Annotated in this window: 21 protein-coding genes, 1 tRNA gene and 1 riboswitch; of the genes, 21 read left to right on the forward strand and 1 reads right to left on the reverse strand. The window is 68.2% G+C overall.

What is annotated here, in order from left to right:
* Positions 1-83: 83 nt before the first annotated feature.
* From ldtR to Q331_RS20535, 14 genes are all read left to right on the forward strand, one after another.
* Positions 84-599 (forward strand): transcriptional regulator LdtR, encoded by a 516-nt coding sequence (gene ldtR / locus Q331_RS0107675; protein ID WP_026380204.1) that lies wholly within the window; start codon positions 84-86, stop codon positions 597-599.
* A gap of 282 nt (positions 600-881) precedes the next feature.
* Complete coding sequence (locus tag Q331_RS20525) at positions 882-2,138, forward strand: L,D-transpeptidase family protein (RefSeq protein WP_051630802.1); 1,257 nt, start codon at positions 882-884, stop codon at positions 2,136-2,138.
* 202 nt (positions 2,139-2,340) lie between these two features.
* Positions 2,341-3,645 carry a serine hydroxymethyltransferase gene (gene glyA, locus Q331_RS0107685; protein ID WP_026380205.1) on the forward strand — a complete coding sequence of 435 codons (1,305 nt, stop codon included), beginning with the start codon at positions 2,341-2,343 and terminating at the stop codon, positions 3,643-3,645.
* An 18-nt stretch (positions 3,646-3,663) separates the two neighbouring features.
* Positions 3,664-4,176, forward strand: coding sequence for a transcriptional regulator NrdR (nrdR, locus tag Q331_RS0107690; RefSeq protein ID WP_026380206.1), 513 nt, complete (start codon positions 3,664-3,666; stop codon positions 4,174-4,176).
* Entirely contained in the window at positions 4,169-5,272 is a 1,104-nt protein-coding gene (ribD, locus tag Q331_RS0107695; protein ID WP_051630804.1) for a bifunctional diaminohydroxyphosphoribosylaminopyrimidine deaminase/5-amino-6-(5-phosphoribosylamino)uracil reductase RibD, read from the forward strand. Before nrdR ends, ribD begins: the two co-directional genes overlap by 8 nt.
* Positions 5,272-5,883: a riboflavin synthase gene (locus tag Q331_RS0107700; protein ID WP_026380208.1), complete on the forward strand. Its 612-nt coding sequence runs from the start codon at positions 5,272-5,274 to the stop codon at positions 5,881-5,883. Before ribD ends, Q331_RS0107700 begins: the two co-directional genes overlap by 1 nt.
* A gap of 22 nt (positions 5,884-5,905) precedes the next feature.
* The gene (gene ribH, locus Q331_RS0107705) at positions 5,906-6,358 is read left to right on the forward strand and encodes a 6,7-dimethyl-8-ribityllumazine synthase (RefSeq protein ID WP_026380209.1); all 453 of its coding nucleotides are present in this window, start codon (positions 5,906-5,908) and stop codon (positions 6,356-6,358) included.
* On the forward strand, positions 6,345-6,842 hold the full coding sequence (nusB, locus tag Q331_RS0107710) for a transcription antitermination factor NusB (RefSeq protein ID WP_026380210.1): 498 nt from the start codon (positions 6,345-6,347) through the stop codon (positions 6,840-6,842). Before ribH ends, nusB begins: the two co-directional genes overlap by 14 nt.
* Before the next feature lie 7 nt (positions 6,843-6,849).
* On the forward strand, positions 6,850-7,824 hold the full coding sequence (thiL, locus tag Q331_RS20530; protein ID WP_034491441.1) for a thiamine-phosphate kinase: 975 nt from the start codon (positions 6,850-6,852) through the stop codon (positions 7,822-7,824).
* Positions 7,821-9,080, forward strand: a complete 1,260-nt coding sequence (locus Q331_RS0107720) for an MFS transporter (protein ID WP_245615544.1) — start codon at positions 7,821-7,823, stop codon at positions 9,078-9,080. Before thiL ends, Q331_RS0107720 begins: the two co-directional genes overlap by 4 nt.
* 157 nt (positions 9,081-9,237) lie before the next feature.
* Entirely contained in the window at positions 9,238-11,352 is a 2,115-nt protein-coding gene (locus Q331_RS0107725) for a sodium-translocating pyrophosphatase (protein WP_026380212.1), read from the forward strand.
* A gap of 317 nt (positions 11,353-11,669) precedes the next feature.
* Positions 11,670-12,500 (forward strand): hypothetical protein, encoded by an 831-nt coding sequence (locus Q331_RS0107730; protein ID WP_026380213.1) that lies wholly within the window; start codon positions 11,670-11,672, stop codon positions 12,498-12,500.
* 7 nt (positions 12,501-12,507) lie between these two features.
* The gene (locus Q331_RS0107735; protein WP_026380214.1) at positions 12,508-13,167 is read left to right on the forward strand and encodes a Fe2+-dependent dioxygenase; all 660 of its coding nucleotides are present in this window, start codon (positions 12,508-12,510) and stop codon (positions 13,165-13,167) included.
* Positions 13,168-13,194: 27 nt separating this feature from the next.
* Positions 13,195-13,581: a DUF6746 family protein gene (locus Q331_RS20535; protein WP_034491444.1), complete on the forward strand. Its 387-nt coding sequence runs from the start codon at positions 13,195-13,197 to the stop codon at positions 13,579-13,581.
* A gap of 164 nt (positions 13,582-13,745) precedes the next feature.
* On the opposite strand, the gene Q331_RS0107745 is transcribed toward Q331_RS20535, so the two are convergent.
* Positions 13,746-13,821, reverse strand: a tRNA-Asn gene (locus Q331_RS0107745).
* 90 nt (positions 13,822-13,911) lie between these two features.
* Between Q331_RS0107745 and Q331_RS23400 the strand changes: the two genes are divergently transcribed.
* The 7 genes from Q331_RS23400 (at position 13,912) to cobO (ending at position 21,582) form a co-directional block, all read left to right on the forward strand.
* On the forward strand, positions 13,912-14,277 hold the full coding sequence (locus Q331_RS23400) for a hypothetical protein (protein ID WP_156953288.1): 366 nt from the start codon (positions 13,912-13,914) through the stop codon (positions 14,275-14,277).
* Positions 14,276-14,490, forward strand: a riboswitch (cobalamin riboswitch). It overlaps the preceding gene by 2 nt.
* A gap of 29 nt (positions 14,491-14,519) precedes the next feature.
* Positions 14,520-14,702: a CbtB domain-containing protein gene (locus tag Q331_RS0107755; protein ID WP_026380215.1), complete on the forward strand. Its 183-nt coding sequence runs from the start codon at positions 14,520-14,522 to the stop codon at positions 14,700-14,702.
* Between the two features lie 7 nt (positions 14,703-14,709).
* The gene (locus Q331_RS0107760) at positions 14,710-15,411 is read left to right on the forward strand and encodes a CbtA family protein (protein WP_026380216.1); all 702 of its coding nucleotides are present in this window, start codon (positions 14,710-14,712) and stop codon (positions 15,409-15,411) included.
* The gene (gene cobU, locus Q331_RS0107765; protein WP_026380217.1) at positions 15,408-15,947 is read left to right on the forward strand and encodes a bifunctional adenosylcobinamide kinase/adenosylcobinamide-phosphate guanylyltransferase; all 540 of its coding nucleotides are present in this window, start codon (positions 15,408-15,410) and stop codon (positions 15,945-15,947) included. The genes Q331_RS0107760 and cobU overlap by 4 nt, the downstream gene beginning before the upstream one ends.
* On the forward strand, positions 15,944-17,005 hold the full coding sequence (gene cobW, locus Q331_RS0107770) for a cobalamin biosynthesis protein CobW (protein WP_026380218.1): 1,062 nt from the start codon (positions 15,944-15,946) through the stop codon (positions 17,003-17,005). The genes cobU and cobW overlap by 4 nt, the downstream gene beginning before the upstream one ends.
* A gap of 3 nt (positions 17,006-17,008) precedes the next feature.
* Complete coding sequence (cobN, locus tag Q331_RS0107775; RefSeq protein ID WP_026380219.1) at positions 17,009-20,962, forward strand: cobaltochelatase subunit CobN; 3,954 nt, start codon at positions 17,009-17,011, stop codon at positions 20,960-20,962.
* On the forward strand, positions 20,959-21,582 hold the full coding sequence (gene cobO / locus Q331_RS0107780) for a cob(I)yrinic acid a,c-diamide adenosyltransferase (RefSeq protein WP_034491447.1): 624 nt from the start codon (positions 20,959-20,961) through the stop codon (positions 21,580-21,582). The genes cobN and cobO overlap by 4 nt, the downstream gene beginning before the upstream one ends.
* Positions 21,583-21,595 lie beyond the last annotated feature (13 nt).

Here is a 21,595-nt window from a genome sequence, read left to right on the forward strand (position 1 = left end):
AAGCTCCATTCAAATTGGCTCGCCTATGCTGCAAGCAAGGGTGGCAAGAACGCTACCGGCCAAGATGATAACGGAGAGGCGACATGTTGCTTGCAGAGAGGACGGCGCTTGCCTACGAGCAAGGCGATGCCGAGCCGGAGGATCTGAAGACCCTCTATCTTGACGCGCTGACGCTGGTGGAGCGCCTGCACCGGCGCCTGCTCGACGTCATCAAGGACGAGTTCGACCGCATGGGCCGATCCGACGTCAACAGCGTCCAGGCGCTGCTTCTGTTCAATATCGGCGATGCCGAGCTGACGGCGGGCGAATTGCGCACGCGCGGCTATTATCTCGGCTCCAACGTCTCCTACAACCTGAAGAAGCTGGTGGATGCCGGCTACCTCTATCACGAGCGCTCGCGCGTCGACCGGCGCTCGGTGCGCGTCTCGCTGACGGAGAAGGGCAAGGAAGTCGCCGAGATCGTCGACCGCCTCTACGAGCGCCACATCTCCTCGGTGGAGAAGGTGGGCGGCGTCTCTGAGGACGATTTCAAGCGTCTCAACAAGACGCTGCACCGGCTTGAGCGATTCTGGACCGATCAGATCCTCTACCGCCTTTGAGCGATCGCCGCTTCCGTAGCTGCTCTTGATGAAAGGGCCCGGCGCGTCCGGGCCCTTTCTCTTTCGTGTCGGGTGCTGCCATCACGGATTGGCCATAAAACCATGGAAGAAAACGGGAAGCGGGTGGAGCTGCGATTCGCCAAGCCGATTCTCGGCGCAGCGGGCAAGGAGAGGCCCGTGGAAGGTTTGTAGCCGGGTGCCCGCATGGTAGACGGGAATCGGCCTGTTCGGAGTTCCCCGTTTCGAACCGCATCGCGACCGACAAGAGGCACACTTTTCAATATGAGCCCATTCTCGCTCCTGCGACCCATCCTCTGCGCCGCGGCGCTCAGCATGCCCGTCGCCGCCCTGGCGCAGAACGCCGCCACACCCGTCAACCAGTCGGAATGGGCCGATACCTTCGATAGCGGGCCGCGTACCGCGCCGACGGTGGCCAGCAACGTGCCGGTTCTGTCGCCCTACACGCTGCCGGCGATGGACCAGGCGATCGAATGGTATCAGGGCCTCGTGGATGCCGGCGGCTGGGTTCAGGTGCCGGCCGACACGGTGCTGAAGATCGGCATGCGCCATCCCAACGTCCTGGCGCTGCGCCAGCGGCTCGTCGCCTCCGGCGATCTGCGGCAGGTGACGGGGGCGGGCGATGCCTTCGATTCCTACGTGCAGGCCGCCGTCATGCGCTTTCAGGAGCGGCACGGCATTCCCGCCGACGGCATGGTCGGCCCCAGCACCTTCGCAGCTCTCAACGTTCCGGCGCATGTGCGCCTGGGGCAGCTTAAGACCAACCGCGAGCGCATCGCGCCGATGAAGGACGCGGTCGAGCGTTACGTCATGGTCAACGTGCCCGGCGCTCAGATCGAGGTGGTGGAGGGCGGCCGGGTGGTCTCGCGCCATACCGCCGTCGTCGGCAAGGTCGACCGGCAGACGCCGCTTCTGTCGAGCCGCATCCACGAGATCAATTTCAATCCCTACTGGACGGTGCCGCGCTCCATCATCCGCAAAGACCTCATCCCGAAGATGCAGAAGCAGCCGAGCTATCTGACGGACAACCGCATCCGCATCTTCAACCAGCAGGGCGAGGAGATCCCGCCGAGCCAGGTGAACTGGAACAGCGACGAGGCGGTCAACTACATGTTCAAGCAGGATCCGGGCGACCAGAACTCGCTCGGCTCCGTGCGCATCAACTTCCATAACCCGCATGCGGTGTTCCTGCACGACACGCCCTCCAAGGGATTGTTCGGCTCCGACTACCGCTTCGAATCCTCCGGCTGCGTGCGCGTCATGAATGTGCGCGAGCTGGTCGCCTGGGTGCTGCGCGGCAATGGCTATACCCGCGCCACGGTGGATCAGGCGATCCGCTCCGGCGAGCGGTTGGACGTGAAGGTGGAAAACCCGCCGGCACTGTTCACGGTGTATTTCACCGCCTGGACGACCGGCGACGGCGTCGTGCATTTTCGCGACGACATCTACAACTTCGACGGCCCCGGCGTGATGGCGCTCAATCAGCCGGCCGAGTTGATCGGCTCTCCGGTGCCGCAATAGGCGGCCGGGATAGGCTGCAGGCAGCCCCGGTGCGCCAAGCGCTCCGGGGCTTTTTTGTGAGGGCCGCCGCGCCGGCATGAGCGCCCGGCATGGGAGGCCGGCGGGGCCGCGTCCTTCCCGTGCCGGGGCTTCTGTGTTATCGCCCGCCAGAGCCGGGGCGCAGAACGCCGCCGGCCACCGCCAGCCAATGGAAATTCTGCCCATGCAAGATGCCGCCCGCGTGACCGCCTTGCCGTCGCGATTCTTCTCCGCCTCGCTGAAGGAGGCGGATCCAGCCATCGCCGATGCCATCAAGGCCGAGCTCGGCCGCCAGCAGCACGAGATCGAGCTGATCGCCTCGGAGAACATCGTCTCGCGCGCCGTTCTGGAGGCGCAGGGCTCGGTGCTGACGAACAAATACGCCGAGGGCTATCCGGGCCGGCGCTATTATGGCGGCTGCCAGCATGTGGACGTGGCGGAGAACCTGGCGATCGAGCGGGTGACGCAGCTGTTCGGTTGCGGTTTTGCCAATGTGCAGCCCAATTCCGGCAGCCAGGCGAACCAGGCCGTGCTCCTGGCGCTGGCGAGCCCGGGCGACACCATCCTCGGCCTCAGCCTCGACGCCGGCGGGCATCTCACCCACGGCGCCAAGCCGAACCTTTCCGGCAAGTGGTTCAACGCCGTGCAGTACGGCGTGCGCCAGCAGGACGGACGCATCGACGAGGCGCAGCTGGAGGAGCTGGCCGTCACCCACAAGCCGAAGATCATCATCGCGGGCGGCTCGGCCTATAGCCGGGTGATCGATTTCGCCAAGTTCCGCGAGGTCGCCGACAAGGTCGGCGCCTATCTGATGGTCGACATGGCGCATTTTGCCGGCCTCGTCGCCGGCGGCCAGCATCCGAACCCGTTCCCGCATGCGCATGTGGTGACCTCCACCACCCACAAGACGCTGCGCGGGCCGCGCGGCGGTCTCGTCCTCACCAACGACGAGGCCATCGCCAAGAAGATCAACTCCGCCGTCTTTCCGGGCCTGCAGGGCGGGCCGCTGATGCATGTCATCGCGGCCAAGGCCGTGGCCTTCGGCGAGGCGTTGAAGCCGGAGTTCAAGGTTTACGCGAAGAACGTCGTGGAAAACGCCAAGACGCTTGCCGAAACGCTGCAACGCGGCGGCTGCGATATCGTCTCCGGCGGTACCGACACGCATGTCCTGCTTGTCGATCTGAGGCCCAAGGGACTGACCGGCAAGGCCACCGAGGCGTCGCTCGGGCGTGCCTATATCACCTGCAACAAGAACGGCGTGCCCTTCGATCCGGAGAAGCCGACCATCACCTCCGGCATCCGCCTCGGCTCGCCGGCGGCCACCTCGCGCGGCTTTACCGCGGCGGAGTTCGCCGAGGTTGGCGAGATGATCGTGGAGGTCCTCGACGGGCTGAAGGCCAATGGCGAGGAAGCCAACGGTACGGTGGAAGAGGCGGTGCGCCAGCGCGTCAAGGCGCTGACGGCGCGCTTTCCCATCTACCAGGAATAACGCGAGAGGCGGACCGGCATGCGCTGTCCCTATTGCGGGTCCGACAACACCCAGGTGAAGGATTCGCGCCCCACCGAGGATGGCAACGCCATCCGCCGGCGGCGCGTCTGCAGCGATTGCGGCGGCCGCTTCACCACCTTCGAGCGGGTGCAACTGCGCGAGCTCACCGTGGTCAAGAAATCCGGCCGGCGCGTGCCCTTCGATCGCGACAAGCTGATGCGTTCCGTCCAGGTGGCGGTGCGCAAGCGCGACGTCGATCCGGAGCGGGTGGAGCGCATGGTCTCCGGCATCGTGCGGCAGCTGGAATCGCGGGGCGAGGCGGAAATACCTTCCAGCGATATCGGCGTCCTGGTCATGGAGGGGCTGCGCAATCTCGACGACGTCGCCTATGTGCGCTTTGCCTCCGTCTATCGCGATTTCCGCGAGGCGAAGGATTTCGAGGAGCTTCTGACGGAGATTTCCGGGCGTGGGCGCGAGGAGCGCGACCTGGAAACGCCGCAACGACCGCGCCTTCCCGAAGACGATGTCTGAAGCTGAGGGGGCGCTCGACGCCCGCTTTCTTGCCGCGGCGATCCGCCTTGGCCGGCTGTCGCTCGGCGAGACGGCCCCCAATCCGGCCGTCGGCGCCATTCTCGTCAAGGACGGAAAGGTGGTCGGGCGCGGGCGCACCGCGCTCGGCGGAAGACCGCATGCGGAGACCGTGGCGCTGGCGAGGGCCGGCGAGAAGGCGCGCGGCGCCACGCTCTATGTCTCGCTGGAGCCTTGCAACCATTTCGGCCTGACGCCGCCCTGCACGGAAGCCGTGGTGCGGGCGGGCGTCGGGCGCGTGGTGGTCGGCCTCGGCGACCCTGATTCGCGCGTCGCCGGAAAGGGCATCGCGGCATTGCGGCAGGCCGGCATTGAGGTATGCGAGCGCTTCGATCCGGCGGCGGGGGAGGCGCATCGCGGCCATATCTCCCGCCTGACGAAGGCGCGGCCCTTCGTGACGCTGAAGCTTGCCGTCTCCGCCGACGGCGCCATCGGGATTACGGGCAAGGGCCAGGTCGCCGTGACCGGAGAGATCGCCCGGCGCCACGTCCACGCCTTGCGCGCGCGCGTCGATGCGATCCTGGTCGGCGCCGGCACGGTCCGCGACGACGATCCGGCGCTCACCTGCCGGCTGCCCGGACTGGCGCATCGCTCGCCGATCCGCCTCGTTCTCAGCGCTTCCGGCAAGGTGCCGGAGGAGGCCGGTCTCTTCCGCGAAGGCCCGCCGACCTGGCTCATCTCGGCGGACGAACCGCCGCCGGGGCTGGCGGCGAGGATGCGCGGCAAGCGGAGCGGCCTGCGCCGGCTGGCGATCGAAAAGGGCGAGGAGGCGATACCCTCCGCGCTCGGTCTGCTCGCGGTGGAGGGCATCACCTCGCTGCTGGTGGAAGGCGGCGCGAGGACGGCCGCCGCCTTTTTGCAAGCCGATTGCGTCGACGAGGTACTGTTGTTCCAAAGCCCCGCCGAGCTCGGGGCCGGCGGCGTTCCGGCGCTTGCCGGCATGGAGCTTTCTGCCATAACGCAGAGCGCGAAATTCAACCGCGTCGGCCGCCGCCGCTTCGGCGAGGACATGCTGACGCGCTACCTACGGGCAGGCTGATGTTTACCGGCATCATCACCGATATCGGCGAGGTCATCCGCGTGGAGGAACTCGCCGCCGGGCGGCGGTTTCGCCTCGCCACTTCCTACGATCCGGAGACGATCGCCATCGGCGCCTCCATCGCCTGCGGCGGACCCTGCCTGACGGTGGTGGAGAAGGGCGAAGGCGAGGCGGCGAGCGGCGGCAGGCCGTGGTTCGCCGTGGAAGCTTCCAGCGAGACGCTGGCGCGCACGACGACCGGCAATTGGGCACCGGGAAGGCGGGTCAACCTGGAGCGGGCGCTGAAAGCCAGCGACGAGCTCGGCGGGCATATCGTCACCGGCCATATCGACGCCATCGCCACGATCGAGGAGCGGCGAGGGGAGGGCGATATGGCGGAGTTCCGCTTCGCCGCGCCGGAGAACCTTTCCCGCTTCATCGCCGAGAAGGGCTCGGTGGCGCTCGATGGCACCTCGCTGACGGTGAACGCCGTGGACGGGGCGCGCTTTTCAGTCATGATCATTCCGCACACGCTCGCCATCACCACCTGGGGCGAGCGGCAGGCGGGCGATCAGGTCAACCTTGAGATCGACCTCGTGGCGCGCTACCTCGAGCGCCTGCGCAGCGGATAGGCCGCTGACAAGAAACGGGTAAATGAGCGATTTTCTGATCATCGAGGCGCGGTTCTACGAGGACCTCGCCGACGAGCTTGTGCGTGGCGCAAGCGGGGCGCTGAAGGAGCGTGGCCACAGCTTCGAGCGGATTGCCGTGCCGGGCGTCCTGGAAGTGCCGGGCGCGCTCGCCATGGCGCTGGCGGCGGCACAGAAGGGCAGCCTTCGCGCCTATGACGGCTATGTGCTACTGGGCTGCGTCATCCGCGGCGAGACCTCGCATTACGACATCGTGGCCAACGAATCGGCGCGCGTGGTGATGGAGCTCGTCGCCCGCCACGGGCTGGCCCTCGGCAACGGCATCCTGACGGTGGAGAACGCCGCGCAGGCCTGGGCCCGCGCCGGCGTGGAGGCGAAGAACAAGGGCGCGACCGCCGCGGCGGCCGCATGCGACATGCTGGAACTGAAGAAGAGGTGGGGTCTTGCCGCAGGCTGAGCCCGAAGGGGCAAGCAAGGCTGCCAATCAGCGCGGCGCCGCCAGGCTCGCCGCCGTGCAGGCGCTCTATCAGATGGATGTGGGCGGCGTGAGCCTGCCGCGCGTGGTGGCCGAGTTCGAGACCTACCGGCTCGGACAGGAACTGGAGGGCGTCAAGCTGAAGGAGGCGGACGCGGCCTTCTTCCGCCTGCTCGTCGCCGGCGTCGTCGCCGACCAGACGGTGATCGACCCCATCATCCACGCCACGCTGCCGCCGACCTGGCCGCTTTCGCGGCTCGACGTGACGCTGCGCGCGCTTCTGCGCTGCGGCGTCTACGAGCTGCGCTCGCGCCGCGACGTGCCGGCCCGCGTCGTCATCTCCGAATATCTCGACGTGGCGCATGCCTTCTTCGACAACGACAAGCCGGGGCTGGTGAACGCCGTCCTCGACAAGGTGGCGCACGATCTGAGGCCGGAGGAATTCGACCCAGCGTTGACCGGCTGATCCTGCCGTGGACGAGCTGGAACTCATCGACCGCTTCTTCCGCCCGCTCGCCGGCAAGGGCGCGCTCGGCCTCCTCGACGATGCCGGCTTCCTCGCCCCGGCGGCCGGCGAGGATCTCGTCCTCACCAAGGACATGATCGCCGAGAACGTGCATTTCCTTTCCGGCGATCCGCCGGCCTCGGTGGCGAGGAAGGCGCTGAGGGTCAACCTCTCCGACCTTGCCGCCAAGGGCGCGCGGCCGCTCGGCTATCTGATGGCGCTGGCGACGAGCGAGGCCTGCGACGAGGCCTGGCTTGAGGATTTCTGCCAAGGGCTGAAGGGCGACCAGGAGCTCTACGGCATCGATCTCATCGGCGGCGACACCATCGCCTCGCCGGACCGGGTCACCGTCTCCATCACCGCCATCGGCGCCCTGCCGCGCGGGACGATGGTGCATCGCACCGGCGGCCGGCCTGGCGACGCGCTCTATCTTTCCGGCGCCATCGGCGGCTCCGGGGCGGGGCTTGCCCTCTTGCAGGGAAGGGCGGGCGAGGGGCTCTCGCAAACGGAGCGGGCGCGGCTGATTTCCCGCTACCGCGAACCGCAGCCGCGCGTGGCGCTCGCCGAAGCGGTGCAGCGGCATGCCAGCGCCGCCATCGACATTTCCGACGGGCTTGCCGGCGACGCCGACAAGCTGGCCGCGGCGAGCGGCGTCAGCGCCGTCATCGACGCCGGCAAGGTGCCGCTCGATCCGGCCGTGGCGGCGCTTGAGGGCAAGGGCTTTTCGCTGCAGGAGGCGCTGACGGGCGGCGACGATTACGAGATCCTCGCCGCCGTGCCGCGTGCTGGCGAGGATGCCTTCCGACAGGCGGCGGCGAGGGCCGGCGTGCCGCTCGCGCGCATCGGCGAGCTTGCCGAGGGCGAGGGCAGGGCGCGCCTGATGAAGGACGGCGCCGAGATGGAGCTGACGCATCGCGCCTTCGTGCATGGAGGCGCAAAGTGAGCTCCGCGGCCGAGACAGCCACGAGCGAGATGGAGGCCGCGGAGGTTGGCGCCGCGCCGCCCGTCGACGATCGCACCGCCAAGCGCAACGTCTTTGTCCTGGCGAGCGCCCAGGCCATCGCCGGGGCCGGCGCGCCGATCAACTTCGCCATCTCCTCGCTCGCCGCGCATATGCTGCTCGGCCCCGACAAATCGCTGGCGACGCTGCCCCTGACGACCTTCGTCATCGGCACGGCGGTCGGCACCATGCCGGCGGCGCTCCTGCAGCGGCGCTTCGGCCGGCGGCTCGGGCTCATCGCGGGCATGCTGGTGGGAGCGGGCGGAGCGCTCATGGAAGCGGTGGCGATGGCGCTGCCTTCCTTCCTGCTTCTGTGCCTCGGCGCCTTCCTGATGGGTTTTGCCGCCGCCTTCGTGCAGCAATTCCGCTTCGCCGCCGCCGATACGGCAAGCCCCGCCTTCCGCCCGAAAGCCATCGCGCTGGTTCTGGTCGGCGGCATCTTCGCGGCCATCATCGGTCCGCAGGCGGTCATCCACACCAAGGAAGCCTGGCCGCTGCTGCCCTTTGCCGCGCCCTATCTCGCTGCCGCGGTGCTGATGCTTATCGCCGCCGTGGTGCTTGCCGGGCTGCACGCGCCGCGTCCGGTCGTGGCGGAGGCGCGGCCCGCCGGGCGGCCGCTGATGCAGATCGCGCGCCAGCCGCGCTTTCTGGTCGCCGTCGCCTGCGCCATCGTCTCCTACGCGTTGATGAACCTGATGATGACGGCGGCGCCGCTCGCCATGATCTTCTGCGGCCTGCCGGAGGAGGCGGCCTTCCTAGGCATCCAATGGCATGTCATCGCCATGTTCGCGCCGAGCTTCTTCACCGGCACCCTCGTCGCCCGTTTCGGGGCGGAGCGCGTCGTCATCGCCGGTCTCGTCCTTCTCGTCGCCTGCGCCGGCATCGCGCTGATGGGCGTCGACCTCATCCATTTCTGGGCGGCGCTCGTCGTTCTCGGTATCGGCTGGAATTTCGGCTTCCTCGGCGCAACCGCGCTGGTGGCCTCCACCTACCGGCCGGAAGAGCGCGAGCGCGTGCAGGGCCTTAACGACTTCCTCGTTTTCGGCGCGGTGGCGCTCGCCTCGCTTTCCTCCGGGCGCATCCTGGTGGCGGGCGGCTGGCCGGCGATCGCCTGGACGATGATCCCGTTTGCGGCCATCGCGCTGGTCGGCCTGCTCGCCCTCCTGGCGAATCAGAAAAAGCGGAGCCGGCGCGCCTGAGACAGTGTTAACGCTGTCTTTAGGAGGCCTTGACGGGGATGACGCTTTCGTCAATACCCCCGCGCGATAGTGGAGGCTCCCGCGCCGCGCATATGGCGGCGCGCACGGGGCCTCGTTTCACGTCCGGCAATCGGCCGGCCCGCCCCCGGGGGAACCTATGATATTGCTTTACATCGTCATCGCCTGCGGACTTTTGTCCATCGTCTATGCGGTCTGGGCGATCCAATCGGTCATGTCGGCCGATACCGGCAACCAGCGCATGCAGGAGATCGCCGGCGCCATCCGCGAGGGCGCGCTCGCCTATCTGACGCGCCAGTACACCACCATCGCCATCGTCGGCGTCGTCGTCTGCGCGCTGGCCTGGTACCTTCTCTCCTTCGAGGCGGCGGTGGGCTTTGCCATCGGCGCCATCCTCTCCGGCGCGGCCGGCTTCATCGGCATGCTGGTATCGGTGCGCGCCAATGTGCGCACCGCGCAGGCGGCCTCCGTCTCGCTCGCCGGCGGGCTGGAGATCGCCTTCAAGTCCGGCGCCATCACCGGCCTTCTCGTCGCCGGCCTGGCGCTGCTCGGCGTCGCCGGCTACTTCACCATCCTGACGCAGCTTCTGGGCTACGAGGTCACCGACCGCGCCGTCATCGACGCGCTGGTGGCGCTCGGCTTCGGCGCCTCGCTGATCTCCATCTTCGCGCGTCTGGGCGGCGGCATCTTCACCAAGGGCGCTGATGTCGGCGGCGATCTCGTCGGCAAGGTGGAAGCGGGAATCCCGGAGGACGATCCGCGCAACCCGGCGACCATCGCCGACAATGTGGGCGACAATGTCGGCGACTGCGCCGGCATGGCCGCCGACCTTTTCGAGACCTACGCGGTGACCATCGTCGCCACCATGGTGCTCGCCTCCATCTACTTCACCGGCGAGCAGGCGACGAGCCTGATGATCTTCCCGCTCCTCATCGGGGCGAGCTGCGTCGTCACCTCCATCATCGGCACCTTCTTCGTGAAGCTCGGCGCCAACAACTCCATCATGGGCGCGCTCTATAAGGGCTTCATCGCCACCGCCGTCCTGTCGGCCGTGGCGCTCGCCGCCATCGTCTTCTTCGTCACCGGCTGGGACACGCAGTTCACCACCCCGGCGGGGCTCTCCTTCACCGGCGGCGACCTCTTCTATTGCGGCATCGTCGGCCTGGCGGTGACCGGCCTCATCATCTGGATCACCGAATACTACACCGGCACCAACTACCGGCCGGTGCGCTCCGTCGCCGACGCCTCCGTCACCGGCCACGGCACCAACGTCATCCAGGGCCTCGCCGTGTCGCTGGAATCGACGGCGCTGCCGGCCATCGTCATCATCGCCGGCATCCTGAGCGCCTACGGCCTTGCCGGCCTCTTCGGCATCGCCATCGCCGTCACCACGATGCTGGCGCTCGCCGGCGTGGTCGTGGCGCTCGACGCCTTCGGCCCGGTCACCGACAATGCCGGCGGCATCGCCGAGATGGCCGATCTGCCGGCGGAGGTGCGCGCCACCACCGACGCGCTGGATGCGGTCGGCAACACCACCAAGGCCGTCACCAAGGGCTACGCCATCGGCTCGGCGGGCCTCGGCGCCCTGGTGCTCTTCGCCGCCTATACGGAGGATCTGGCCTTCTTCTCCGCCCAGGCGGAACCCGGCTCCTTCTTTGAGGGCGTGTCGGTCGATTTCTCCCTCTCCAACCCCTACGTGGTCGTCGGCCTCCTCTTCGGCGGGCTTCTGCCCTACCTCTTCGGCGGCATCGCCATGACGGCGGTCGGGCGCGCCGGAGGCGCCGTGGTGGAGGAGGTGCGCCGGCAGTTCCGCGAGAAGCCGGGCATCATGGAGGGCAAGGAAAAGCCCGATTACGGCCGCGCCGTCGACATGCTGACAAGGGCCGCCATCAAGGAGATGATCGTTCCCTCGCTCCTGCCGGTGCTCTCGCCCATCGTCTGCTTCTTCGTCATCTACCTCATCGGCGGCAAGTCGGACGCCTTCGCGGCGGTCGGCGCCATGCTGCTCGGCGTCATCGTCACCGGCCTCTTCGTCGCCATCTCCATGACGGCGGGCGGCGGCGCCTGGGACAACGCCAAGAAGTACATCGAGGACGGCCATCACGGCGGCAAGGGCTCTGAGGCCCACAAGGCGGCCGTCACCGGCGACACGGTGGGCGATCCTTACAAGGACACGGCCGGCCCGGCGGTGAACCCGATGATCAAGATCACCAACATCGTGGCGCTCTTACTGCTCGCCGTCCTCGCCCACTGAGGACGCTTTTGGGAGATCGGGGCGGCGCGGGCCGCTCCGGCCTGAGAATCAAGAACGCCGGTCGGGGCAACCCGGCCGGCGTTTTCGTCTGATTTGAGGAGGAAGGCTTCCTTTGCCGGGCTGGAACCAGTTGGCGGAAGGGCAGCGCTTTAGAGCGGCAAAGCGCGCCACAGGTCAGAGCCGGGCATCGCCGCGGATCGGCAAACTCTCTCGCCAAAGGGCTGCGGTGCACATCCTTCGGAGGTTGGAGGCATTGACACAAACTCCGCATTCACATTTATTGACTCTAATAGTCAGGAATAAATGAGGGATGGTCGATGTCTGCGACGGACACAAGAAAGCGCCGCCTGGTAAGAGCCCGTCGGACGCTCGCGCTGGGCACAGCCGCGGCGACCGTCGCTGGCAGCCTAGTTCAAGCTCAGCCGGCCGAGATACCATCCATCGGCGCGGATAATCAGGTTCTGCTGGCCCAGACCGCGACGGGCGGCGAGGGGGAAGGCGAAGGTGAGGGAGAGGGCGCGCGCCTCGATCCGACGGTCGTGCTCTTGCGCGACCTCGGCTTCATCGAGGGCCATCTGCGCGCCGGCATGGCGCTCTACGAAGCGGGTGACCGGGAGGCGGCCCGCACGCATATGGGCCACCCGATCGAGGAGAAGTACGACGCCGTCGCACAGCCGCTGGAAGAGCGCGCGCTGGAACGGCTCCGCTCCGAAATCCTGGCGCTGGCCAAGGCGAGCGAGGCGGATGCGCCCTTCGCCGAGCTTGAGCCGCTGTTCGCCGCTGTGCGCGCCACCATCGAGGAAGCCCGCGGCCAGACGACGGCGCGGGAGCAGATTAAGGGTCTCGCCGAGCTCACCCGTATCGCCGGCGCCGAGTATCAGATTGGCCTGGAAGGCGGCACGGTCTCGAACCTACACGAATACCAGGATGCGTGGGGCTTCCTGCGCGTCGTGGAGACCGAGGCGCGCCAGATGGCGGAAAGCGACGATCCGGAGATCGCGGAGGCCGGCACGCGCATTCTCGGCCATCTTGCGGCCACCGACGCGACCTTTGGCGATCTGCAGGGCCAAGGGGATTTCGAGGTGGATCCGAGCCGGCTCTTCGGTGCGGCGGCGCGCATCGACATCGTCGCGCTGCGGATCGAATGAGCCGATGATGGTCCTGGTGATTGGAGACGTCCTCGCCCGGGAGGAGGTGGCGGCGCTGCGCGAGGCCGCCGAAGACATCCCTTTTGAGGACGGTCGCGCGACGGCCGGGCGCTATGCGCGCGACGTGAAGTCGAACCTCCAGGCGCGGCCTTGCCGGGATCTCGAGGCGCTTCTCGCCACGGTCCGCGAGAAACTCCTGGCCAACGAGGTATTCCGCTCCGCGGCGCGGCCCCGAGGTTTCGCACGGATGCTGCTGTCGCGCTACCGAACCGGCATGGAATACGGCTTCCACATCGACGACGCGATCATGAGCGGCAGCCGGACCGACCTTTCCTTCACTCTGCCGCTTTCGGACATCGCCGAGTACGAGGGCGGGGGGCTGGTGATCGCCGACGGCGTGGAGGATCGGGTCTTTCGCCCCGGCGCCGGCGATATGATTCTCTACCCGACGAGCGCCTTGCACCGGGTGGAGCCCGTCTCCTCGGGCGAGCGCCTTGCCGTGGTGGGTTGGATCACGAGCTGGGTGCGCGACCCGGCCCGGCGCGAGATCCTGCACGACCTCGACGCGGCCGCGCGCGGCATCTTCGAATACATCGGCAAGAGTGCCGATTTCGACCGACTTCTCAAGGCCAAGAGCAACCTGGAACGGCTCTGGGCCGGCGACTGATTCTGTATGATGAAAAGGAGAACTGTCATGCGCTTTGGGACCACGCTCGCTGCCGGGGCAGTCTTCGCGCTCCTCGCGACCGCCTCTTCGATCGCCGCGGAGGACAAGGTCGAACACTACGCGGCCGTGCCCTCGGAGACGATCGAAGAGGCGGTTGACAACTTCGTCGAATACAATGCGAAGGTCCGGGACGTCCTTTCCAGAGACCCGCTGGCCGTCGCGGACATGGAGGAAATCCACGAATACACCTATACGATCGAGCTGGCGCTGGCGAAGATCAACGAGGAATTCGGCGCGCTTGCTGCAACGCTGGAGACGCTGCACCTCGCCTCGGAGGCGTATAACGAGGAAGAGGTGCGCGGCGTGGCGGAGGTGTATTTCGAGACCGCCGACGCGTTGGACAAAGGACGATAGCGGGTTTGCCGAGACGCGCGGTATCGGGATGCGGCCCGCCGCGGTGGCAGTGCGAACCGACAATTTGGTAGGCGAAATCCGCTATTGAAGCGGGCGGCCTGCCGCCGTGTTAGCGCGCCGGGCGATACCAATCGGCCGGCGTTTTTGTTCGATTTTGAGAGAGGTGGCTCCCCGGGCCGGACTCGAACCAGCGACCCAGCGGTTAACAGCCGCTTGCTCTACCAACTGAGCTACCGGGGAATTGGGTCGCGATATAGCAAACCCGGCGGGCATTGCAAGCGCGTCGTGTCATCCCATCTTTGCGCGATGGGCAAGGAAGAGAAGGACGCCATGCAGCCAGGCAACGACGAGCGCAGGCAGACCGGCCTGCACCTGTTCGGACGCTCCGTGCCGCTGCCGCAGAGCCGGCTTTTCCGCATGGGTCTCGGCATCGCCCTCATCTTCGGCGGATTCGTCGGCTTTCTGCCCGTCGCCGGCTTCTGGATGCTGCCGCTCGGCCTCATCATCCTGTCCATCGACATGCCCGTCGTGCGGCGCTGGCGGCGGCGCCTGGCCGTCTGGTTCCACAGCCGCTACCCCGACATCGCCAGGAAGCTCGACGGGGCGACACCGAAGGTCGGCGCGCGCCCCGTGCCGGCCCGCGCCGCCCGCCCGCGCAGCGAGGCGGCCTTGCGCAAAGGGCGCGATTCGTCATAATTCCAAAATTAGCTCCGGTTCCCGGGATGGCGCAAAGCGCCTGGGGTTCAAAAGGGAATGCGGTCGGGACGACCCAATCAGGGGTCCTGAAGCCGCAGCTGCCCCCGCAACTGTGCGCGGCGAGCCCACCTGCAAGACGCCACCGGCAACGGGAAGGCGCGGGATGGGCGGTGACCCGCAAGCCAGGAGACCTGCCGGAGCCGGCAACTCAAACGCCGTCGGAGGGACGGCAAGGAGATATCATGCAGGTTTCCCATCACGCTCATGCCGGCGACGCCGGCGCCACGCGCGCCGCACTCGTCCCGGCGCTCGCCGCCCTGATGCTCGGCGCGCTCATCGTCGCCACGGCAGGCTTTGCCGGTGCGGACGTGTTGCACAATTCCACGCACGACACGCGCCACGCCTTCGCGCTTCCCTGCCACTGAGGCTTCGATGTTTCGCAATATCGTTCTGAGCGCGGCCGCGGCCGGGCTCGTCGCGGGGCTCGTGGCCGCGCTCTTCCAGCATTTCGTCACGACGCCGCTCATCCTTGAAGCGGAGACCTACGAGATGGCCGCGCTGGGAACGCCGGCGCCGGGCGAGGAGGGTCTTTCGGTCACCGCCTCCACGCATGGCGACGGCGCGGCCTGGGCGCCGCATGACGGGCTGGAGCGCACGCTTTATACGACCGGGGCTTCCATCGTGATGGGCCTTGGCTATGCGCTCCTGCTTCTGGGCGCGATGGTGGCCCTCGGCCGCAAGATCGACGCCCATAGGGGGCTTCTGTGGGGGCTCGGCGCCTTCGCCGCCACCTCGCTGGCGCCCGCCCTCGGCCTGCCGCCGGAGCTTCCCGGCAGCGCCGCGGCCGAGCTCGGCCTGCGCCAGACCTGGTGGATCGCCACCGCGCTCGCCACGGCCATCGGCCTTGCGGCGATGTTCCTGTCGCAGAACTGGGCGGTGCGGATCGTCGGTCTCGCCATCCTCCTGGTGCCGCATGTCGTCGGGGCGCCGCCTCCGCCGGCGCCGGCGAGCGGTGTGCCGGCCGAGATCGCCGGGCATTTCGCCGCCGCCTCGCTGGTGCTTGCCGGCATCACCTGGTCGCTGATCGGGCTTGTCGGCGGGGCGAGCTATCGGCGTCTTGCCGAAAGGCCATGAGCGGCGGCGCCACGCTGATCCTCGGCGGGGCCCGTTCCGGCAAGAGCCGCTATGCGGAGAAGCTGGCAACGGCAAGCGGGCTGCGGCCCGTCTACCTCGCCACCTACCGGCCGATGCAGGACGCGCCGGACAAGGAGATGGAGGCGCGGATTGCCGCGCACCGGGCGCGCCGGGGGTCTTCCTGGCGCAACCTTGAGGTTCCCGTGGCGCTGGCTGAGGCCATCCGCGATGAAAGCGATAAGGAGAGCATTCTCCTTATCGACTGCCTGACCCTTTGGCTCACCAACATCCTGCTTGCCGACAAAGAGCCGGAAGAAGCGAGCGAAGCGCTCGTCGCCGCGCTCCGTGAGGCGAGGGGGGAGGTGGTGCTCGTCGCCAACGAGGTCGGGCTCGGCATCGTGCCGGAGAACGCGCTCGCGCGCCGTTTTCGCGATGCGCAAGGCCGGCTCAACCAACAGATCGCGGCCATGGCGGAAACCGTCGTCTTCCTCGCGGCGGGCCTGCCGATGGCCCTGAAAGGAAAGCTACCCGCATGAGCGCAGAGCCACGCACACAAGCGACCGCCCGCATACCCGCGACCATCGTCACCGGCTTTCTCGGCGCCGGCAAGACGACGCTGATCCGGCACATTCTGGAAAACGCCGGCGGGCGGAAAATCGCCCTCATCGTCAACGAATTCGGCGATACCGGTTTCGACGGCGGCATCCTTTCCGATTGCGGCAGCCCGGCCTGCGGCGAGGAGGATATCGTGGAGCTTGCCAATGGTTGCATCTGCTGCACCGTCGCCGACGATTTCCTGCCGGCGATGGAGGCGCTTCTGGCACGCGAGAGCCCGCCGGACCATATCGTCATCGAGACGTCCGGCCTTGCCCTGCCGCAGCCGCTGGTGAAGGCCTTCGCCTGGCCGGCGGTGCGCCACCGGGTGACGGTGGACGGGGTGGTGACGGTGGTCGACGCGGAGGCCGTCGCGGCCGGGCGGATGGCGAGCGACGAGGCGAGGCTCGTCGCCCAGCGCGAGGCCGACGCGTCTCTGGGCCACGACGACCCGATCGAGGAACTCTTCGAGGACCAGCTGCGCTGCGCCGACCTCATCGTGCTTTCCAAGGCCGATCTCGTCGACGAGGCGGGGATTTCGACCGTGGAGGCGCGCATCGGCGAGGACAAGCGCGGCCCGGCCTCCGTCATCCGCGCGGCGCGCGGCATCGTCCCGCCGGAGGTGCTGCTCGGCCTCGGCGCCGGAGCGGAGGGCGACAGCCATAACCGCCTCAGCCACCACGAAATGGAGGGCGAGGAGGATCACGAGCACGACGATTTCAGCTCCTTCAGCCTCACGGCCATGGCCGCCGACAAGGCGGAGGCGGAAGCGCGGGTGAAGCGCGCCCTTGCCGTGCCGGGCGTTCTCAGGATCAAGGGACGCATGGCGATCGACGGCAAGCCGGCGCCGCTCCTGGTGCAGGCCGTCGGTCAGCGGCTGGAGAGCTGGTTCGACGCGCCGAAGGACAACGGCGCAGGCGCCGGGCAAGACCTCAAGCTCGTCGTCATCGGCCTTGCCAGCATCGACCGGCAAGAGGTGGCGGAGGCTCTCGGAGGCTGAGCCTTGCATATCCTCCAAGGGCAGAGCCGCGGTCTCGACGCGGCGGCCGAGGCCGTCGATCTCGGCCAGACGCCGGGCGAGATCGTGGTGCTGTCCGCCGCCGATACGGAGATTGCGGGCCTGGCGGCGGCGGCGAACCGGCTGCCGGAGGACTTTCCTCGCCTTCGCCTCGCCAATTGGATGGGGCTCGCCCATCCCTATTCGGTCGACCTTTACGTGGAGAGCGTCGCCGCCCATGCGCGGCTCGTCGTTATCCGCCTTCTGGGCGGCATCGGCTATTGGCGCTACGGCGTTGAGGAGGTGCTGAAGGCGGCGCGCGCGAGCGGCGCCAAGGTGGCGCTGCTTCCCGGCGAGGCGGTCTGGGACGGCACGCTCGCCGCTGCCGGCACGCTCGGCGCCGACGAGAGCCGGCTCTTGTGGTCCTATCTCGCCGAAGGCGGGGCGGAGAACTTTGCCGGGTTCCTGCGCTTTGCCGGCCACCTCATCGGCCATGGCGCCATGCCCAAACCGCCACAGACGCTGCCCGCCTTCGGCCTCTACGAGCCGCAGGGAATGGCGGCGGCAAGCGGGCGCGAGGCCGCCATCGTCTTCTACCGGGCGCTCCTCCAGTCCGGGCAAACGGCGCCGGTCGACGCGCTCGCCAAAGCGCTCGCGGGGCGAGGCTTGAAACCGCTGCCCGTTTTCGTCTCCAGTCTGAAGCAGGCGGGCGATGCGCGCTTCGTGGAAAACCTCTTTGCCGAACGCGAGCCGGCGCTCGTCGTCAACGCCACCGCCTTCGCCCTCGGCAGAGCGGGCGAGGCGGCGGGGCGCACCGTTCTTGACGGCGGCGTGCGGCCGGTGCTGCAGGCGACCTTCGCCGGGGTGCCGCGGGAGACGTGGCGGGCGCATCCGCGCGGCCTTTCGCCCGCCGACCTTACCATGAACGTCGTCCTGCCGGAGGTGGACGGGCGGCTGATTGCCCGCGCCGTCTCCTTCAAGGAGGAGGGCGAGCTGGAGCCGCGCACCGAATGCCGGCCGATGGCGCACCGCCCGCTCGCCGACCGCATCGACTTTACCGCCGACCTCGCCGCCGCCTGGGCGCGGCTTGGCGACACGCCGAACGGGGAAAAGCGCATCGGCATCGTCCTTTCCAACTATCCGAACAAGGACGGGCGGCTCGCCAACGGCGTCGGCCTCGACGCGCCCGCCTCCACGGCCAATCTGGTGCGGGCGATGGCGGCGGCGGGCTACGAGGTTGCGGACGCGCCGGTCACGGGCGAGGCATTGATGGCACGGCTCCTCGCCGGGCCGACCAACGCGCTTAATGAGCGCGAGAAACGGCAAGGCGGCGAACTCCTCTCGCTCGCCGATTACAACGACGTCTTCCGCTCGCTGCCGGCGGCCGTGCGCGAACAGGTCGCGGAGGCCTGGGGGGCGCCGGAGGCGGACCCGTTCTTCCGGCAAGAAGAGGGCGGCTTTCGCCTGGCGCTGCACCGGTTCGGGCATCTGGCCATCGGCGTGCAGCCGGCGCGCGGCTACAATATCGACCCCAAGACCAGCTATCACGATCCGGCGCTGGTGCCGCCGCACGGCTATTTCGCCTTCTATGCCTGGCTCCGGGAAACCTTCGGCGCCGACGCGCTGGTGCATATGGGCAAGCACGGCAATCTGGAATGGCTGCCGGGCAAGGCGCTGGCGCTGTCTGAGGAATGCTTTCCGGAAGCCGCGCTCGGGCCAACGCCGCTCGTCTATCCCTTCATCGTCAACGATCCGGGCGAGGGGGCGCAGGCCAAGCGCCGAGCTGCGGCCGTCATCGTCGACCATCTGATGCCGCCGATGACGCGGGCGGAAAGCCACGGCGCGGCGGCGGAGCTGGAATATCTCATCGACGAATACGCCGCGGCCGATCTTCTCGACCAGAGGCGGGCGAAGGAGGTCGGCGAGGCGATCGCCGAGATGGCGGCGCGGCACGGCTTCCTGGAGGATCTTAAGCTTCGCCCCGACGCGGCGTGCGAGGAGATCGTCGTCAGGCTGGACGAGCAGATCTGCGACCTGAAGGAGCTGCAGATCCGCGACGGGCTGCACATTCTGGGCGAAAGCCCTGAAGGCCGGCTGCGCGCCGATACGCTGGCCGCGCTCGCCCGCGTGCCGCGCGCCCCTTCCGGCCAAGGCGGCGGGGAGGGGGACGCCTCGCTGCTGAGGGCGCTGGCGGAAGACCTCTCGCTCGCCTTCGACCCGCTCGACTGCCCGCTCGCCGCCAAATGGGAGGGGCCGAAGCCGGCAGCGCTGGCGCGGCTCTGCGAGGCGCCCTGGCGCAGCAACGGCGATACGGTGGAGCGGCTGGAGCTGTTGGCGGCGGAGCTGGTGTCAGCGATTCCACAGGCGCGGGAGGGCACCCCTCGTAACGGAAATTGCGTGCCGGCTGGGCCGGCGCAGCGAAGCGCTCCACCTCCCCCTGGAGGGGGGAGGTCACTCGGCCCGGCAAAGCCGGGAGGAGTGGGAGGGGGTGAGGCGCCGGTCCCTGCGGGTGATGGCGACACCCCACCCCGGACCTGCGGTTCGGGCCTCCCCCTGGAGGGGAGGGTGGGGGCGTCCATCGGAGCACCCGGTCCCCAAACGGCGGCCGTCCTGAAGGCCATCGCCGAGGATATCGCCCCGCGTCTCGACGCTTCGGGCGAGCGGGAAATCGCGGCAACGCTCGCCGCGCTTTCCGGCCGCTTCGTGCCGCCGGGCCCTTCCGGCGCCCCGACGAGGGGCCGCGACGATTGCCTGCCGACGGGGCGCAACTTCTATTCCGTCGATGTGCGCGGCGTGCCGACCAGAGCCGCCTACGAGCTCGGCCGGCGCTCCGCCGACCTTCTCGCCGAACGCTACTATGCCGACGAGGGCGAATGGCCGAAGGCATTCGCACTGACGGTCTGGGGCACCTCCAACATGCGCACCGGCGGCGACGACATCGCCCAGGCGCTGGCGCTGCTCGGCGTCAGGCCGCAATGGGAGCCGGCTTCGGGCCGGGTCACCGGCGTCGAGGTTCTGCCGCTCGCCGAATTGGGGCGGCCGCGCATCGACGTGACCTTGCGCATTTCCGGCCTTTTCCGAGACGCCTTTCCGCATCAGATCGACCTCTTCCATCAGGCGGTGCTGGCCGTCGCCGAACGTGAGGAGCCGGAGGAGGCGAACCCGGTCGGCGCGCGCATTGCCGCGGAGAGCCGGCGCCTTGCCGCCGACGGGCTTTCTGAGGAGGAGGCGCGGCGGGCCTCTGCCTTCCGCGTCTTCGGCTCCAAGCCGGGCGCCTACGGGGCCGGCCTGCAGGCGCTCATCGACGAGGGCATCTGGGAAAGCCGGGCCGACCTTGCCGGCGCCTTCCTGGAATGGTCCGCCTATGCCTATGGCGGCGGGGCGCAGGGCGAGGGCGGCCAGGTGGCGCGCGGGCTCCTGGAGAGCCGGCTGAGGGCCACCGACGCCATCGTGCAGAACCAGGACAACCGCGAGCACGACCTTCTCGATTCGGACGATTACTACCAGTTCGAGGGCGGCCTTTCCTCGGCGGTGGAAACGCTGAAGGGCGCCGCGCCGCGCGCCTACCACAACGACCATTCCAGGCCCGAACGGCCGGTCATCCGCGGCCTCGACGAAGAGCTGGCGCGCGTCGTGCGCGGGCGGGCGGCCAACCCCAAATGGATCGCCGGCGTCATGCGCCACGGCTACAAAGGCGCTTTTGAGATCGCCGCCACGGTCGACTACCTCTTCGCCTTCGCGGCGACGACGCCGGCGGTGAAGCACCACCATTTCGACCAGCTTTACGCCGCCTATCTGGAGGACGAGGATGTGCGCGCCTTCCTGGCGGAGAACAACGCGCCGGCCCTCAAGGAGATCGCCGCACGCTTTGCCGAGGCGATCGATCGCGGCCTGTGGGCGCCGCGGCGCAATTCCGTCCATGAAGAGCTGGCGCTGATGGCCAGCGGAGAGAGACAATGACGAAGCCTGAAATGAGCGAGGAGGAGCTGAACGCCCGCCACGCGGAGAAGATGCGCCGCAAGAAGGCCGCGCGCGACAAGATCGTCGCCACCAAGACGATCGAGAAGGGCCTTCTCATCGTCCATACCGGCAAGGGCAAGGGCAAGTCGACGGCCGCCTTCGGCCTCGTCTTCCGGGCGCTCGGCAATGGCATGAAGGTCGGCATCGTCCAGTTCGTCAAAGGCAAATGGGAGACGGGCGAGCGCCAGGCGCTGGAAAAGTTTTCCGATCAGGTGACGATGGCGACGATGGGCGAGGGCTTCACCTGGGAGACGCAGGACCGGGCCCGCGACATCGCCGCCGCCAGAGGCGCCTGGGAAAAGGCCAAGGCGATGATCGAAGACGAGGAGCACGGTCTGGTGCTTCTCGACGAGCTCAATATCGTCCTGCGCTACGACTATCTGCCGCTCCAAGAGGTGCTTGAGACGCTCGCCAAGAGGCCGGCGATGAAGCATGTCGTCGTCACCGGCCGCAACGCCAAGGACGAGCTTGTGGAGGCGGCCGATCTCGTCACCGACATGACCCAGGTGAAGCATCCCTTCCGCTCCGGCGTGAAGGCGCAGCGCGGCATCGAGTTCTGAGCGGCGGCCGGAG

Source organism: Afifella pfennigii DSM 17143, assembly GCF_000688515.1.
Classification (GTDB): domain Bacteria; phylum Pseudomonadota; class Alphaproteobacteria; order Rhizobiales; family Afifellaceae; genus Afifella; species Afifella pfennigii.

Bases quoted from the DNA above. Each gene is read 5' to 3' on its own strand.
- cobO (WP_034491447.1), top strand. From the start codon at position 20,959: ATGACGAAGCCTGAAATGAGCGAGGAGGAGCTGAACGCCCGCCACGCG.
- Q331_RS0107760 (WP_026380216.1), top strand. From the start codon at position 14,710: ATGTTTCGCAATATCGTTCTGAGCGCGGCCGCGGCCGGGCTCGTCGCG.
- Q331_RS20535 (WP_034491444.1), top strand. From the start codon at position 13,195: ATGCGCTTTGGGACCACGCTCGCTGCCGGGGCAGTCTTCGCGCTCCTC.
- Q331_RS0107700 (WP_026380208.1), top strand. From the start codon at position 5,272: ATGTTTACCGGCATCATCACCGATATCGGCGAGGTCATCCGCGTGGAG.
- Q331_RS0107730 (WP_026380213.1), top strand. From the start codon at position 11,670: ATGTCTGCGACGGACACAAGAAAGCGCCGCCTGGTAAGAGCCCGTCGG.
- nrdR (WP_026380206.1), top strand. From the start codon at position 3,664: ATGCGCTGTCCCTATTGCGGGTCCGACAACACCCAGGTGAAGGATTCG.
- Q331_RS0107725 (WP_026380212.1), top strand. From the start codon at position 9,238: ATGATATTGCTTTACATCGTCATCGCCTGCGGACTTTTGTCCATCGTC.
- Q331_RS20525 (WP_051630802.1), top strand. From the start codon at position 882: ATGAGCCCATTCTCGCTCCTGCGACCCATCCTCTGCGCCGCGGCGCTC.
- cobU (WP_026380217.1), top strand. From the start codon at position 15,408: ATGAGCGGCGGCGCCACGCTGATCCTCGGCGGGGCCCGTTCCGGCAAG.
- Q331_RS0107735 (WP_026380214.1), top strand. From the start codon at position 12,508: ATGGTCCTGGTGATTGGAGACGTCCTCGCCCGGGAGGAGGTGGCGGCG.
- Q331_RS23400 (WP_156953288.1), top strand. From the start codon at position 13,912: ATGCAGCCAGGCAACGACGAGCGCAGGCAGACCGGCCTGCACCTGTTC.
- ldtR (WP_026380204.1), top strand. From the start codon at position 84: ATGTTGCTTGCAGAGAGGACGGCGCTTGCCTACGAGCAAGGCGATGCC.
- Q331_RS0107755 (WP_026380215.1), top strand. From the start codon at position 14,520: ATGCAGGTTTCCCATCACGCTCATGCCGGCGACGCCGGCGCCACGCGC.
- ribH (WP_026380209.1), top strand. From the start codon at position 5,906: ATGAGCGATTTTCTGATCATCGAGGCGCGGTTCTACGAGGACCTCGCC.
- ribD (WP_051630804.1), top strand. From the start codon at position 4,169: ATGTCTGAAGCTGAGGGGGCGCTCGACGCCCGCTTTCTTGCCGCGGCG.
- glyA (WP_026380205.1), top strand. From the start codon at position 2,341: ATGCAAGATGCCGCCCGCGTGACCGCCTTGCCGTCGCGATTCTTCTCC.
- cobW (WP_026380218.1), top strand. From the start codon at position 15,944: ATGAGCGCAGAGCCACGCACACAAGCGACCGCCCGCATACCCGCGACC.